This window comes from Mycobacterium sp. 1081908.1 (genome assembly GCF_001673535.1).
Classification (GTDB): domain Bacteria; phylum Actinomycetota; class Actinomycetes; order Mycobacteriales; family Mycobacteriaceae; genus Mycobacterium.
Genome location: NZ_LZLY01000014.1, coordinates 115909 through 129623 on the forward strand (window position 1 = coordinate 115909; position 13715 = coordinate 129623).

The following is a 13715-nucleotide window of genomic DNA, read 5'->3' on the forward strand; positions in this document are numbered from 1 at the left end:
CAGCGCCACCGGGCGGAGGCCGGGGAATAAGCGGACCGAAGTCCGGTTATATGGATATCTGTTACCGAGGAGGTAAATATGCCCGCTGTAACCGCGGACACGCTGACCCTGCCGCGCGTCGGCGCCGCAGGCCCCGCCGAGACCGAACGCCCGGTCCGGTCGATCACCACCGGGCCGCGGGGCTACGAGGGCGAGGGTTTCCCGGTGGTCCGGGCGTTCGCCGGGGTCAGCACCGCCGCCCTGGATCCATTCGTGCACATGGACCAGATGGGCGAGGTGGACTACCAGCCGGGCGAACCCAGGGGCACCGATTGGCATCCGCACCGCGGGTTCGAAACCGTCACCTACATGATCGACGGGAAGTTCGCGCACCAGGATTCCCACGGCGGCGGCGGCCTGATCACCGACGGCGCGACCCAATGGATGACGGCGGGTTCCGGCATCCTGCACATCGAGACGCCGCCCGCCGAGCTGGTCGAAAGCGGTGGCGTCTTCCACGGCGTCCAGCTCTGGGTGAATTTGCCGAAGAGGGACAAATTCGCGCCGCCCCGGTATCAGGCCATCGAGGGCGCCGACGCCAGGTTGCTCGCGTCCGACGACGGCGGGGCCCTGGTCCGCATCATCGCCGGCGAGATCGACGGCCACCGCGGCCCGGGGATCACCCACACGCCCATCACGCTCGCGCACGCGACGATCGAAAGTGGCGCCCGCCTCAACATCCCATGGCGTCGCGATTTCAACGCGCTGGCGTACGTGCTGTCCGGGAGCGGATACGTCGGTCCCGTGCGGCACCCGATTCGCTCCGGGCAATTGGCCGTGCTCGGGCCAGGGGACCGGATCACCGTGGGGGCCGATCGGGAGGCGATCGATGTGCTCCTGCTGGGCGGCCAGCCGATTCGCGAACCGGTATTCCACTATGGGCCTTTCGTGATGAACACCCGTGCCGAATTGGTCGAGGCGCTGCAGGACTACCAGGCCGGAAAATTCGGCAGCATTCCGCCAAATGCTTTAATGCCACACCGCGGTGGTGGCACACTTTAGAAATGTCGCCAACGGCGAGTCGCCGGCCAGGACGTCCGCCGGCCGCCAAGGCAGACGAGACGCGCCAGCGAATTATTCAGGCGGCTCGCCTGGTATTCAGCGAGCGCGGTTACGACGGCGCCACATTCCAGGCGATCGCCGCGCGCGCCGACCTGACCAGGCCGGCGATCAACCACTACTTTTCCACCAAGCGGCTGCTGTACCGGGAGGTCTTGGAGCAGACGAACGAGATTGTCATCCGGGCCGCCATTCGGCGGGCGGAGCGCGAGACCACGCTGACGGGACGGCTCACGGCGTTCATCTCCGCCGCGGTGCGCACCAATAGGGACAATCCCGCGGTGTCCGCGTTTTTGATTGGTGCGGTGCTGGAATCGCAACGCCATCCCGAATTAAGAGAAGCCGATAACGATTCGGTGGACATTGGCCGCGAATTTCTGATGTGGGCCGTCAACGAGGCGATCGAGCGCCGGGAGGTCGCCACCGATATCGACGCGTCCGCATTGGTGGAGACCCTGGTCATCGTGCTCTGCGGAGTGGGATTCTATGCCGGCTACGTCCGCAGTTACGAGGAATTGCTGGCCGTCACCGACGTGCTGCGCAGGCTGCTGGAGGGAGCGCTCTGGCGCCCCGAAGCCTGACCCGCCACGCGCAGTGAAGTTGCGCACAAAGCGTATAGGCTAACTAACTTATTCGGTAACATGGTTGCGTCATGACTGATGTGGACGCCTCCTTACCGCCTTCCCTTCGGACCGCCGGCGACAGCTGGGCCATCACCGAGCTCGTCGGCGCCACCGCGCTGGGTGTTGCCGCGGCGCGCGCGGCGGAAACGGCCGGACCCGACCCGCTGATCCGTGACGAGTTCGCCCGCCTCCTGGTGTCGTCGGCCGGTGCCGCGTGGGCGCGGCTGGCTGATCCCGAGTTGGCCTGGCTGGACGGGGACCCGCAGGGTCAACGCGCGCATCGGCTCGGCATCGACTACCAGGCGGTGCGCACCCACTTCTTCGACGAATACTTCGGCGAGGCGACCGGCGCCGGGATCTGGCAGGTCGTGATCCTGGCCGCCGGCCTGGACTCGCGGGCCTACCGGTTGAATTGGCCGCCGGGCACCGCGGTGTACGAGATCGACCAGCCCAAGGTCCTGGAGTACAAGACCGCGACCTTGGAGCGGCATGGCGCGGTTCCCACCGCCAGTCGGCGGCCCGTTCCGGTGGATCTGCGTGACGACTGGCCCGCGGCCCTGACCGCCGCCGGCTTCGACTCCACCCAACCCACCGCGTGGCTTGCCGAGGGGTTGCTGCCGTACCTGCCGAGCGACGCCCAGGACCGGCTGTTCGAGACGTTCACCGCGCTCAGCGCGCCGGGCAGCCGGGTCGCGATCGAGGCGTTCGGCATGAACAAACGAAGCAATTCGCAGCGCTGGCTGCGGATGCGGGAGCGACTCGGTCTGGACGTCAACGTGCAGGCGCTGACCTATCACGAGCCCGATCGCACCGACGCCGTCGCGTGGCTGACCGACCACGGTTGGCAGGTCGACGCCGTGAACAACCGCGACGAAATGGCCCGATTGGGCCGCCCCGTTCCCGACGACCTGGACGACGAGGGCGTCCGCAGCACCCTGCTGCGCGCGCGTCTCGGCGGGCCGACCGGCTGACTTCCGCTTGTAACTTCCGCTTGTAAAAGGACCCAAGGAGCAAACCCGATGAGCTCACTGCGCACCCACGACGACACCTGGGACATCAAGACCAGCGTCGGCAGCACCGCGGTCATGGTGGCCGCCGCCCGCGCCGTCGAAACCGAACGGCCCGACCCGCTGATCAGCGACCCGTACGCCCGGCTGCTGGTCAGCAACGCCGGTGCCGGCGTCTTGTGGGAGGCGATGCTCGACCCGGAGATCGCGGCCAAGGTCGAGGCCCTCGACGAGGATTCCGCGGCCCACCTGCACCACATGCGCGGCTACCAGGCGGTGCGGACGCACTTTTTTGACACCTTCTTCACCGACGCCGTCGCCGCCGGGATCCGCCAGATCGTCATCCTGGCGTCGGGGCTGGACTCGCGCGCCTACCGGCTGGACTGGCCGGCCGGCACCACCGTTTACGAGCTCGACCAGCCCGAGGTGCTGGCCTACAAGTCGACCACGCTGGCCGAAAACGGCGTGCAGCCCTCCGCGGATCGCCGCGAGGTGGCCATCGACCTGCGTCAGGACTGGCCGGCCGCGCTGCGTGCCGCGGGCTTCGACCCGACGCAGCGCACCGCGTGGCTGGCCGAGGGACTGCTGATGTACCTGCCCGCCGAGGCACAGGACCGGCTCTTCACCCTGATCGGCGAGCTGAGCCCGGCCGGCAGCCGGGTCTCGGCCGAAACCGCACCCAACCACGCCGAAGAGCGGCGGCAGCTGATGCGGGAACGCTTCAGGAAGGTGGCCGACGAGATCGGCTTGGAGGAGACCGTCGACGTCGGCGAGTTGATGTACCGCGACGACCACCGCGCGGACGTCGCCGAATGGCTCAACGAACACGGCTGGCGCGCGACGGCGGAGCATTCGATAGACGCGATGCGCCGGCTGGGCCGCTTGGTCGAGAACGTCCCGATGGCCGACGACAAGGACGCGTTCTCCGACTTCGTCGTCGCGGAACGTCTGTAGATGCCGCGCACCGCGGACGACTCCTGGGACATCGCCACCAGCGTGGGGGCGACCGCGGTGATGGTCGCGCTCGCCCGGGCCGCCGAGACGGCCAGCGCCGAGCCGCTGATCTCCGACCCGTTCGCCGAGGTGCTGGTGTCTGCTCCCCAACTCGAGGGGGTTCGGGAGCAAGTCGCCGCCTGGTGGGCTGGGGACCCCGACGATGAGGTGGACCACGCGGTCGGCGCTCAGCAGATGATCAACTATCAGGCGGTCCGCACGCACTTCTTCGATCGTTACTTCGCCGAGGCTGCAACGGCCGGCATCCGGCAGGTGGTGATCCTCGCGGCCGGGCTGGATTCGCGCGCCTACCGGCTCGACTGGCCGGACGGCACGGTCGTATACGAGATCGATCTGCCCAAGGTGCTGGAGTACAAGGCCGAGACGCTCGCCGCGCACGGGGCCGCGCCGGTCGTCGACCGGCGACCGGTGCCCGTGGACCTGCGGCACGATTGGCCGCAGGCGCTGCGCGACGCCGGGTTCGACGCGACCCGCCGGACGGCCTGGCTCGCCGAGGGGTTGTTGCCGTTTCTGCCGGCGGCCGCTCAGGAAGCCATGTTCGCCTCGATCGACGAGCTCAGCGGATCGGGTAGCCGGGTGGCCGTGGAAATCTTCGGTGCCGACGAACAAAAGCGCAAAGAGGCCGAACAAAAGTGGGCCGAGCTGCGGGCCAAACGCGAAGCGCGCGGCGAGGACACCTCGTTCAACCCCTTTGATCTCTGGTTTGACCATGGGGGCCGCTCGGAGCCGGCCGATTGGTTCGCCGCGCAGGGCTGGAAGACGGAGTCGGTGAGCGCGCGCGAGGAAGCGGGTCGCTTGGGGCGCCCGCCGGAGTCCGACGCACGGCCGTTTGTGAACAGCTTCGTGACGGCAACCAAACCCTGAGCTAGGGCGGATCCTTCCTACTGCTCACCCAACCGGATGGTTAGGATCGCGGTTATCACCGATGAGCGGCCACCCGCACTGCAGCGGGCGACTCTGCTCGGGAAGGACAATGATGACCACCGAATCGGTTGCACCCCACGCCCCGGACTCCACGGAATCCACGAACGGCGCGCCAGCTCAGACGGTCGACATCCCCGCCACGGTGGCCCGGCTCCGCAAGACGTTCGCCTCCGGCCGCACCCGCGACGTCGAGTGGCGCAGGCAGCAGTTGCTGCAACTGCAAAAGCTGATGGAGGAGAACGAGGAGGCGATCAGCGCCGCCCTCGCCACGGATCTGGACCGCAACAAATTCGAGTCGTTCATCGCCGATATCGCGACTACCGCCGGTGAAGCGAAGTACGCGGCCAAACATCTGCGGAAGTGGACGCGGCGCCGCTACCAACGGCTGGAGCTGCCGCAGCGGCCCGGCCGCGGCTGGATCGAGTACGAGCCGTACGGCACCGTGCTGATCATCGGGGCCTGGAATTACCCGTTCTACCTGACGCTGGGTCCGGCGGTCGGGGCGATCGCCGCCGGCAACGCCGTCATCCTCAAGCCGTCGGAAATCGCGGCCGCGTCGTCGCGGTTGATGGCCGAGCTGGTGCCGCGCTACCTGGACAAGGACGCGTTCGCGGTGGTGGAGGGCGACGGCGCGGTGAGCCAGGAACTCATCGCGCAGGGCCTGGACCGCGTGATGTTCACCGGCGGCACCGAGATCGGCCGCAAGGTCTACGAGGGCGCGGCGCCGCACCTGACGCCCTGCACGCTCGAGCTCGGCGGCAAGAGCCCGGTGATCGTGGCCGCCGACGCCGACGTGGACGTCGCGGCCAAGCGGATCGCCTGGATCAAGCTGCTCAACGGCGGGCAGACGTGCGTCGCGCCCGACTACGTGCTGGCCGACGCGAAGATCCGCGACGAACTCGTCGACAAGATCGGCGCGGCCATCACGAAGATGCGTTCCAAGGAGCAGCAGGGAATTCGCATCGTCAACCAGCGCCAGTTCGACCGGATCAGCGGTTACCTTTCGGGCGGGCACGGCAAGGTCACCGTCGGCGGCGCCTGCGACGCGTCGACCCTGCGGATCCAGCCGACCGTCGTCGTCGATCCCGACCCGGACGGCCCGCTGATGCAGAACGAGATCTTCGGGCCGGTCCTGCCGGTGATCACGGTTCAGTCTCTCGACGAGGCAATACGTTTCGTCAACTCGCGGCCAAAGCCGTTGTCCGCGTACCTGTTCACCAAGGCGCGCGAGATCCGCGAGCGGGTGATCAAGGAGGTGCCCGCCGGTGGCATGCTGGTCAACCATCTGGCGTTCCAGGTGTCGACGGCCAAGCTGCCGTTCGGCGGCGTCGGCGCGTCGGGGATGGGCGCCTACCACGGCAGGTACGGCTTCGAGGAGTTCAGCCACCGCAAGTCGGTGCTGACCAAGCCGACCCGGCCCGACCTTTCCAGCTTTATCTACCCGCCGTATACGGAGCGGGCCTTCAAGATGGCCCGCAGGATGTTCTGACGGCGTCGCCGCGCCAAATCACTTGCTAGATCCAGTTTTTCACATCAGAGAGGAACCTTATGCCCGGAGTGCAGGATCGCGTCATCGTCGTCACCGGAGCCGGTGGGGGACTGGGCCGTGAATACGCCCTGACCCTCGCCAAGGAGGGCGCCAGCGTAATCGTCAACGACCTCGGCGGGGCCCGTGACGGCACCGGCGCCGGCCACAACATGGCCGACGAGGTGGTCAAGGAGATCAAGGACGCGGGCGGCCGGGCGGCGGCGAACTACGACAGCGTCGCCGAGCCCGAGGGCGCCGAGAACATCATCAAGACCGCGATCGACGAGTTCGGCGCCGTGCACGGCGTGGTGAGCAACGCCGGGATCCTGCGCGACGGCACCTTCCACAAGATGACGGCGGAGAACTGGGACGCCGTGCTCAAGGTGCATCTGTACGGCGGCTACAACGTCATTCGTGCCGCCTGGCCGCACTTCCGCGAGCAGAGCTACGGCCGCGTCGTCGTCGCCACCTCCACCAGCGGGCTGTTCGGCAACTTCGGCCAGACCAACTATGGCGCGGCCAAGCTCGGCCTCGTCGGCCTGATCAACACGCTGGCGCTGGAGGGGGCCAAGTACAACATCCACGCCAACGCGCTCGCCCCGATCGCGGCCACCAGGATGACGCAGGACATCCTGCCCCCCGAGGTGTTCGAGAAGCTCACGCCGGAATTCGTTGCGCCGGTGATGGCCTACCTGTGCACCGAGGAATGCGCCGACAACGGGTCGGTTTTCATTGTCGGTGGCGGCAAGGTGCAGCGAGCCGCGCTGTTCCAGAACGACGGGGTCACCTTCGATCAGCCGCCGTCGGTGCAGGACGTCGCTGCGCACTGGACCGAGATCACGGACCTGTCCGCAGCGCAAAAGGCCGGATTCAAGCTCTAAGGTCATGAAAGCCTGTGTGGTGCAAGAGCTGTCCGGTCCGGACGGCATGGTCTTCACCGATATCGACGACGTCAGCGCCGACGGCAACCACGTCGTCATCGACGTCCGGGCCGCCGGGGTGTGCTTTCCGGACTTGCTGCTGACCAAGGGCGAGTACCAGCTGAAGTTGCCCCCGCCGTTCGTCCCGGGCATGGAAGCCGCCGGTGTGGTGCGGTCCGCGCCGGAAGGTTCTGGCTTCCAGGTGGGCGAGCGGGTCTCGGCCTTCGGGATCCTGGGTTCCTACGCGGAGCAGGTGGCCGTTCCGGTGCCGAACGTGATGCGCAGCCCCGCGGAACTCGATGACGCCGAAGCGGTTTCGCTGCTGGTCAACTACAACACCATGTACTTCGCGCTGTCCCGCCGTGCCGCGATGCGGCCGGGCGACACGGTCCTGGTGTTGGGTGCCGCCGGCGGTGTCGGCACGGCCGCCATCCAGGTGGCGCGGGCGATGGGCGCGAAAAAGGTGCTGGCCGTTGTGCACCGCGAGGCTGCGGCCGACTACGTCGGGTCCCTGGGCGCCGACCTGGTCGTGCCGCTGGCCGACGGCTGGGCCGACCGGGTGCGCGACTTCACCCAGGGCCGCGGGGTCGACATCGTGGTCGACCCGATCGGCGGCCCGGCGTTCGACGACGCGGTCCGGGTCCTGGCGATCGACGGCAAGCTGCTGGTGATCGGCTTCGCCGCCGGCAGCATTCCGACCGTGAAGGTCAACCGCTTGCTGCTGCGCAATGTCAGCGTGGTGGGCGTCGCGTGGGGCGAGTACCTCAACAGGGTCCCCGGTTCGGCCGCCCTGTTCGCCTGGGGGCTGAGCCAATTGGTCTTTCTCGGGTTGAAACCCCCTCCGCCGCAGCGTTATCCGCTGTCGGAGGGTCAGGCGGCGCTGCAGTGCCTGGCCGACGGCGGGGTGCTCGGGAAGCTGGTGCTCGAGCCTTAGCCCGGCGGCGGCACCGGTTGGTCCAAGAAGGCGTAGTAGATCTCCTTGGCCGCACCCGAGATGACGCGCGCTTCGAAACCGCCTGCGAGCGTGCCCAATGCCATGTCGGCGGACACCGGAGCGCCGAACGCGTAGATCAGCCCGTCCACGGGGTCGCCGTTGATCACCTGCGTGATGCCGTCGAGGAAGAGATTGAGGTCGTAGGACGGGGCGGTGATCGCGAGGGCGGTCGCGATGTCTGCCGTCGGCAGCAGGGTGGCGTAAGCCGCCGACGCTGAGCGCGCGATTGTGTTGGTGATTCTCGTGTTCGCCCATTGCAGGTTTGCGATGAGGGCGTCGGGCGAGGGCGGCGTCGGCGTCGGCCCGAGGGTCATGCCACCGGAACCGACCTGGCCGATTGTCGACGTCAGGTTGGACAGTGCGACGTGCGGAAGCGATGGAACGCCGGCGATTCCGGCATTGACGTCCTGGGTGAACGCGGCGATGCCCTGCGGTGTCGCCGTGGACAGGGCGCTCAGGACGGCTCCCGGGCTGACCGGCGGGATCACCCCGAACGGGGTGGGTACGTTCGGCGGGTCGGGTGACCAGCCCTGGGTGGTGCTGCCGTAGCCCAGGTCGACCAGGACCCGCAGATCGGGTTGGACCAGGTCCGCGATGGGATTGCCGATGATCGGGATCGCTCGAATGGGTTCCAGCAGAGGAAGGTTGGGTGTTTGCAGGATGAAGTACTGGGTCTGGGTGGGCCCGGACGTGTTCGTCAGCTGGGTGGCCGTTTGTATCTGACTGAGCGAGAAATCCTGATAGGTGCCGTGCACGGTCGCGATGCCCAGAAAGGCGTTTAGGTCCGACAGGAGGTTGATCGGATACCTGGGGAAGTCCGCGAAACCGTCGTACTCGATGGTGTAAATGCGGGTCGGGAAGGAGTTGTCGGGCGTCGCGGTGCCGAACGTCAGGCCCAGGCTCGGCATGCTCAGCCCCGGAAAGCGCGTGAGCAGGCCACCGTTGGGGTTGCTCGGGTCGCCGACGAGGGTGAAGTTCAGGGTTACGCCCGGGGGTAGCAGGCTGCCGCCCGGCGTATTGGTGGGGTTGAGCGCCTGCATTTCCAATGACGCGACCACGGTGCTCTGCGAGTAACCGAAAACGTTGATCGTGTTTCCGGGGACGGCGAGGGACTGGATCGCGTTGTTCAGGGCGGTCACACCGCGCGCCACCGAGACGTTGAAGGTCAAGTCTTTGATGCCGGTGATCGGATACAGGCCCTCGGGCGTGAAGACGCCCACATTGTTGCCGGTGTTGGGCCAAAACGGGTCGATGTATTTGGGCACGATCAGGGCGATCTGCTGCGGCGTGGGATTCGGGATCCCGCTGGGGCCCATGAGCAATGTCGTGACGGGATCACCGGGCGGAACCGCGGGCACCGCGGTCGTCAATGCGCCCGTCATCGTGCTCGAGACGGGAGCGGCGTTGCCGCCCAGCAGCGCCTCGATGTCGCCCTGGAGCGTGCCCAGTGCGTTTGACGCCGCGGCCTCGGCTCCCGAGTACGCGTTCCCGGCGGCGGCCAATGCCGCGGCGAACTGCTCATGGAACGCCCCCGCCCGCGACAGGAGGGCCTGGAAATCTTGGCCGTATCCGCCGAAGAATGCCGCGGTGAGCGCCGACACCTCGTCTCCCGCCGCGGCCAACAGGCCAGATGTCGGGCCTGCCGCAGCCGCCCGGGCGGCACTGATCGCGGAATCAACGTCCGCGATATCGACTGCGGCCTCCGCTATCGAGTGCGGTTCGGTAAACAAACTCGACATCGGCAATCGCCTTTACGCGGTTGTGGGTTCGACGGGAACGCCAAGTCATGATAGAGCGAACGCGCCGCACATCTCGCAGAATCGAAGTTTCGTCGCTGGAACCATTTGGGCCGCAGCACTATCCTTCGCCGGGAGTTCGGTCGAGCTGCTGGAACCCTAGGGCGCCGGATGCGGGGTGCCGTTCAGGATCGTGCTGAGCGCGTTGACGAAGATCAGGAATTCGACGCCCCCTGCCACCGTGCCCATCCCGATGTCGCCGGCGATCGGCAGCCCCACGGCGTTGACGAGACCCTGAACCGGGTCGCCGTTGATCGCCTGCGATATCCCGTTCAGGAACAGGTTCAGGTCGTAGGACGGGAGAGTGGTCACGAGGGCGGTCGCGATGTCCGCCGTCGGAAGCAGGGTCGCGTAGGCCGTCGACGAGTCGCCGGCGAGGGTGGTCGCGAAATTCGTGTTGGCCGCTTCGAGGGAATGGATGAACCCGCTGAGCGAGGCCGGGGACAACAGCGTGCTGGGCGACGGCAACGAAATCGGGGTGGGCGAGCCCGAGATGTCCGGCAGCGACAGGTTCGGCAGCATCGGAGGGCCCTCGGCCCGGAATGCGTTGGCGGCGTTGATAATCCCTTGCTGGCTACCGCTGACCAGGTCACCAGGAAGGGCCGCGGTCGCGCTGAGCGGCGGGAACAGCCCGAAGGGGGTGGTGACGTCCGCCGGGCCCGTCGACCAGCCGTACGCGGGGTCGCCGTAGCCCCAGTTGACGAGATACCTCAGGTCTGGTTGAAGCAGCTCGGCGAGCGGGTTCCCGAAGTAGGGAATCGCACGCACCGGTTCCAACAGAGGCAGATGCGGGTTGGGAATCATCCGGTAGGTGGTGCCGCCGCTGTAGCCCGGAGACGTCGACAGGGTAATGGCCGAATCGACCTGGGACTGCGGGATCGTCAGGTACGTGCCGTGCACGTACACGATGCCCATCACCGCGTTGAGGTCGGACAGGAAATCGATCGGGTATTGGGGGAAATCGGCGAAGCCGTCGTATTCGAGCGTGTTGTTGATGACGGTGTAGCCGGTGTTCGACGCCATCCCGCCGTAGAACGGCAGGCCCAGGCTGGGGATGTTCAGCCCGGGGAACCTCGTGAGCATCCCGCCATTGGGCGTCATCTCGTTTCCGACCAGCACGAAGTTCACGGCCGAAGTGGGCACGTGAGCGGCCGCGAGTTGAGGTAGCTCCAGCGCGGCCAGGATGGCGCCCTGCGAGTAGCCGAACACGTTGATGGGTGTGTTTCCGGCGTTGAGCTGCTGCATGATCGCGTTGTTCAGTGCCGTCAGTCCGCGGTCCACGGATATGTTGAGGGTCAAATCCTTGATGCCGGTGATCGGATATAACCCCTCCGGCGTGAACACCGGCTGCAGGTTGGTGGTGGTGAAAAAGGGCGAAATGTACTTGCCGTAAGCGGCGTTCACGTAGGCGGGCGACGGCATCGGCACGCCGCTGGCGCCCAGGATCAGTGACACGGCGACGGGCGGGTCAGCCGGTAGCGCGTTAACCACCGTGGTGGCCGTCGTGGCACCGGTGGCGCCGGTCAGCGACGCGAGGGTGGCCGACACGTCGGCTTCCGTTTGCGCGTAGGCCTTTCCGGCGGCGGCCAACGCCGCCGCGAACTCGTCGCCCCAGGCGGTCGCCTCGTGGAGCAGCGCCTGGTACTGCTGGCCGTAACTGCCGAAGAGGGACGCCGTGATCGCCGATACCTCGTCTTCGGCCGCCGCTACCAGACTCGTCGTCGGGCCGGCGGCGGCCGCCTTGGCCTCGTCGATCGCCCAACGAATCGCAGAAGTGTCCTGCGCGGCGGCCGCCAGCAAACGGGGCTGGGTGATGAGGTCCGTCACTTTCGCTCCTCCCCACGAGAATGCACTGCGCGACAGCGTTATTCGCCGTCCAATCCGCTCGAATTACACGAGACCGGCCAAACCTCTTTCAGCCGAGCGCATCTCGATCACTGAGGACCCGGGTTGGGCACCCCGGTAAAGATCGTTTCGCCGGCGTTCACGAAGTTGATGAGCTCGAAACCGCCTGCCAGCGTGACCAATCCGACGTCGGCGGCGATCGGACGGCCGAACGCGTTCATCAGGCCCCCGACCGGATCGCCGTTGATCGCCTGCGTGATGCCGTCGAGGAACAGGTTGAGGTCGTACGACGGGAGGGTGACGACGACCGCGGTGGCGATGTCCGCGGTCGGCAGCAGCGTCGCGTAGGCGGTCGAGAAGTCGCCCGTCAGGGTGCCGACGATGTTGGTGTTCGCCGACTCGATGGCCTGGATGATGCCCGTCGGCGTGGTCGGAAGCGACGCCGACGGTGGCGGCGTCAGCGCGGCGAAGCCCGTTGACGCGGCTCCCGGAAGGGAGCTCGCCAGGCTGGACATGTCGTTGGCGAAGGCGGTGACTCCCTGCTGGGTGGCACCGGGCAACAGGGCCCCCAGTTCTGTCGTCGCGCTGAGCGGTGGCAGGAAGCCGAACGGGGTCTGGATATCGGCGGGGCTGGTCGACCAGCCGAAGTTCGGGTCGCCGTAGCCCCAGTTGACGAGGAGCTTCAGGTCGGGCTGGATCAGGTCCGCGAGCGGGTTGCCGATGACCGGGAGTAGCCGCAGCGGCGTCAGCAGCGGCAGGTTCTCGGTGGGGATCATGTTGTAGGTCGTCATCGAGGGCGCCCCGGACTGCCCAAGCGCCACCGCCGAAGCGATCTGGGTCGCCGTCAGGTGCGGATAGGTTCCGTGGATGAACACGATGCCGGCGAGGGCGTTGAGGTCGGAGAAAATGTCGATCGGATAGCGCGGGAAATCGGCGAACCCGTCGTATTCGAGGCTCCAAATGGTGGTCGGGAAGTCATTGCTCGGCGTGGAGGTGCCGAAGGTGACGCCCAGGCTCGGGAAGCTCAGGCCCGGGAAGCGCGCAATCAGGCCGCCGTTGGGATTGGCCGGGTCACCGAGCAACGTGAAATACACCTGGTTCGTCGCCGGGTTGAGTGAACCCACAAAGCCCTCGGCGACGAGTTTCGGCATCTCCAGCGAGGAGATGATCGCACTCTGCGAGTAACCCAGTATCGAAACGCTATTGGTCGGGCCGCCCAAGCCGGGCGTGATCTGCTGGTTGATGATGTTGTCCAGCGCGGTGACGCCGCGGGCCAGCGAGATGTCCAGCGTCAGGTCTTTGACGCCGCTGAACGGATACAACCCCTCGGCCGTGGTCACGGGGAGCGTGAGGGCACTGGTGAAAGCGGTCAGGTAGCGGCTGCTGACGTTGGTGACGTAGCTCGGCGGCGGGTTGGCGGTGCCGGTGCCGGTCATGACCAGGATGGCTTTGACGGCCGGGTCGGCCGCCTGGGTCATCGCCGTGAATGGCACGCCGCCCGTCGCGCCGGTCAACCCCAACGTGCCGGCGATCTGGGCTTCGGCTTGCGCGTAAGCGTTTCCGGCGCCGGCCAGCGCCGCGACGAACTGCGCGTGGAACGCGGACGCCTGCTGCAGCAGCGCCTGGTATTCCTGGCCGAACGAGCCGAAGAACTGCGCGGTGATGGCCGACACTTCGTCCTCGGCGGCCGCGGCCAGACTCGTTGTGGGGCCGGCGGCCGCCGCCTTGGCCTCCTCGATCGCCGAACCAATTGCCGACGCGTCCGCCGCGGCCGTCGTCAGGATCTGGGGCTGCGTGATCAAGCTCGTCATCGGTTCTTCCCTTCCGGACACGAGGATCCCGACGACGCGACCAACCCGACGACCAGGCGCATCGCTGGAACCGGCACCCAGCTAGCTTAGGAGCGGTGGCGCCTTCGTGTTGGCATTTCGCGCAGCCGGATTTGCGTTTCGAGAACAACCGGGCG

At 67.1% G+C, this 13715-nt stretch carries 11 protein-coding genes; 8 read left to right on the plus strand and 3 right to left on the minus strand.

Annotation, left to right across the window (positions count from 1 at the left end):
• The first annotated feature begins 78 nt into the window (after nt 1-78).
• From A5655_RS02250 to A5655_RS02285, 8 genes are all read left to right on the plus strand, one after another.
• Nucleotides 79-1041: a pirin family protein gene (locus tag A5655_RS02250; protein ID WP_067005092.1), complete on the plus strand. Its 963-nt coding sequence runs from the start codon at nt 79-81 to the stop codon at nt 1039-1041.
• A gap of 2 nt (nt 1042-1043) precedes the next feature.
• The gene (locus A5655_RS02255; RefSeq protein ID WP_067005095.1) at nt 1044-1679 is read left to right on the plus strand and encodes a TetR/AcrR family transcriptional regulator; all 636 of its coding nucleotides are present in this window, start codon (nt 1044-1046) and stop codon (nt 1677-1679) included.
• Nucleotides 1680-1750: 71 nt separating this feature from the next.
• Nucleotides 1751-2692 carry a class I SAM-dependent methyltransferase gene (locus A5655_RS02260; protein ID WP_067005097.1) on the plus strand — a complete coding sequence of 314 codons (942 nt, stop codon included), beginning with the start codon at nt 1751-1753 and terminating at the stop codon, nt 2690-2692.
• Nucleotides 2693-2740: 48 nt separating this feature from the next.
• A complete protein-coding gene (locus A5655_RS02265) occupies nt 2741-3682 on the plus strand; it encodes a class I SAM-dependent methyltransferase (protein ID WP_067005099.1) in 942 nt (313 codons plus the stop codon).
• The gene (locus A5655_RS02270) at nt 3683-4606 is read left to right on the plus strand and encodes a class I SAM-dependent methyltransferase (RefSeq protein ID WP_067005101.1); all 924 of its coding nucleotides are present in this window, start codon (nt 3683-3685) and stop codon (nt 4604-4606) included. It begins immediately after the preceding gene.
• Between the two features lie 109 nt (nt 4607-4715).
• A complete protein-coding gene (locus A5655_RS02275; protein WP_067005103.1) occupies nt 4716-6155 on the plus strand; it encodes an aldehyde dehydrogenase family protein in 1440 nt (479 codons plus the stop codon).
• A gap of 59 nt (nt 6156-6214) precedes the next feature.
• The gene (locus A5655_RS02280) at nt 6215-7075 is read left to right on the plus strand and encodes an SDR family oxidoreductase (RefSeq protein ID WP_067005105.1); all 861 of its coding nucleotides are present in this window, start codon (nt 6215-6217) and stop codon (nt 7073-7075) included.
• A 4-nt stretch (nt 7076-7079) separates the two neighbouring features.
• A complete protein-coding gene (locus tag A5655_RS02285; protein ID WP_067005107.1) occupies nt 7080-8048 on the plus strand; it encodes an NADPH:quinone oxidoreductase family protein in 969 nt (322 codons plus the stop codon).
• Here A5655_RS02285 and A5655_RS02290 read toward each other — a convergent pair.
• From A5655_RS02290 to A5655_RS02300, 3 genes are all read right to left on the minus strand, one after another.
• Nucleotides 8045-9847, minus strand: a complete 1803-nt coding sequence (locus A5655_RS02290) for a PE-PPE domain-containing protein (protein ID WP_067005109.1) — start codon at nt 9845-9847, stop codon at nt 8045-8047. The two genes, A5655_RS02285 and A5655_RS02290, sit on opposite strands and share 4 nt — an antisense overlap.
• A gap of 156 nt (nt 9848-10003) precedes the next feature.
• Complete coding sequence (locus tag A5655_RS02295) at nt 10004-11731, minus strand: PE-PPE domain-containing protein (RefSeq protein WP_067005111.1); 1728 nt, start codon at nt 11729-11731, stop codon at nt 10004-10006.
• A gap of 107 nt (nt 11732-11838) precedes the next feature.
• Nucleotides 11839-13560: a PE-PPE domain-containing protein gene (locus tag A5655_RS02300; RefSeq protein WP_067005113.1), complete on the minus strand. Its 1722-nt coding sequence runs from the start codon at nt 13558-13560 to the stop codon at nt 11839-11841.
• Between the last annotated feature and the right edge of the window lie 155 nt (nt 13561-13715).

Excerpts from the sequence above, each read along its gene's own strand:
- A5655_RS02250 (WP_067005092.1), top strand. The coding sequence starts at position 79 with ATGCCCGCTGTAACCGCGGACACGCTGACCCTGCCGCGCGTCGGCGCC.
- A5655_RS02255 (WP_067005095.1), top strand. The coding sequence starts at position 1,044 with ATGTCGCCAACGGCGAGTCGCCGGCCAGGACGTCCGCCGGCCGCCAAG.
- A5655_RS02260 (WP_067005097.1), top strand. The coding sequence starts at position 1,751 with ATGACTGATGTGGACGCCTCCTTACCGCCTTCCCTTCGGACCGCCGGC.
- A5655_RS02265 (WP_067005099.1), top strand. The coding sequence starts at position 2,741 with ATGAGCTCACTGCGCACCCACGACGACACCTGGGACATCAAGACCAGC.
- A5655_RS02270 (WP_067005101.1), top strand. The coding sequence starts at position 3,683 with ATGCCGCGCACCGCGGACGACTCCTGGGACATCGCCACCAGCGTGGGG.
- A5655_RS02275 (WP_067005103.1), top strand. The coding sequence starts at position 4,716 with ATGATGACCACCGAATCGGTTGCACCCCACGCCCCGGACTCCACGGAA.
- A5655_RS02280 (WP_067005105.1), top strand. The coding sequence starts at position 6,215 with ATGCCCGGAGTGCAGGATCGCGTCATCGTCGTCACCGGAGCCGGTGGG.
- A5655_RS02285 (WP_067005107.1), top strand. The coding sequence starts at position 7,080 with ATGAAAGCCTGTGTGGTGCAAGAGCTGTCCGGTCCGGACGGCATGGTC.
- A5655_RS02290 (WP_067005109.1), bottom strand. The coding sequence starts at position 9,847 with ATGTCGAGTTTGTTTACCGAACCGCACTCGATAGCGGAGGCCGCAGTC.
- A5655_RS02300 (WP_067005113.1), bottom strand. The coding sequence starts at position 13,560 with ATGACGAGCTTGATCACGCAGCCCCAGATCCTGACGACGGCCGCGGCG.